Raw genomic sequence first — 323 nt, forward strand, 5'->3', positions numbered from 1 at the left:
TGCCGGTATCCGTATCCTGCTGAGCGAAGGAACGCAGACAGCAACGGTGGCAGGCTGGGGAGAAACACCGCTGCGGCATGTCCTGTGCTTGGACGAGGAATGCTCCGCCGTTACGGAAATAGCCGCTACGGATGTCAAAGGGAAGAAGGAGCACTTGACAGCCACGGATGCCGAACAGCAGAAGGAAAGCTTGGCCGCCATGGATGCCGAAGGGAAGAAGAACTGCTCCGCTATGGTGAGATTCGCCTCCGCGGAAGAATTGGAAGCCTATTCGCCAGCCTCCACGAGATCAACGGATGTACCGACAACGCCGATGAACAGCG

General features: G+C 57.9%; 1 protein-coding gene. It reads left to right on the top strand.

What is annotated here, in order from left to right; translation table 11 throughout:
- Window positions 1-323: hypothetical protein (locus BBG47_RS28600; protein ID WP_139070856.1), on the top strand; the 323-nt coding region annotated here is incomplete at both ends.

Source organism: Paenibacillus sp. KS1 (genome assembly GCF_001680695.1).
In the GTDB taxonomy this organism is placed as follows: Bacteria; Bacillota; Bacilli; order Paenibacillales; family Paenibacillaceae; genus Paenibacillus_B; species Paenibacillus_B suaedae.